The sequence below is a fragment of the Alcanivorax sp. HI0007 genome, assembly GCF_001635525.1.
Taxonomy (GTDB): domain Bacteria; phylum Pseudomonadota; class Gammaproteobacteria; order Pseudomonadales; family Alcanivoracaceae; genus Alcanivorax.
Window position 1 is genome coordinate 1 of sequence record NZ_LWEJ01000201.1, and the last position, 221, is coordinate 221.

The 221-nt window shown below is 48.4% G+C and carries 1 tRNA gene; it reads left to right on the forward strand.

The annotated features are described in order from the left end of the window. The first annotated feature begins 107 nt into the window (after positions 1–107). Positions 108–176 (forward strand) — tRNA-OTHER (locus A3714_RS10220). Positions 177–221: the final 45 nt, after the last annotated feature.

Genomic DNA, 221 nt, shown 5'->3' on the forward strand with positions numbered 1-221 from the left:
AGGACAGTATATTGGGTTGCCGAGACAGCATCAAAGTTCCTTTAAGTCATTGATGCATAAGGCCACAAACAGGCAGTAATTTTATGCCGGAATCATTGTAAGGCGCTGTATTTTCAGTTTTGTAATGCTGGCTACGAACCAGTAGGTCGGGGGTTCGAATCCTCCCCGGTGCGCCATATCCCTAAAAGGGCCCGCTAACTAGCGGGCCCTTTTTCGTTTCG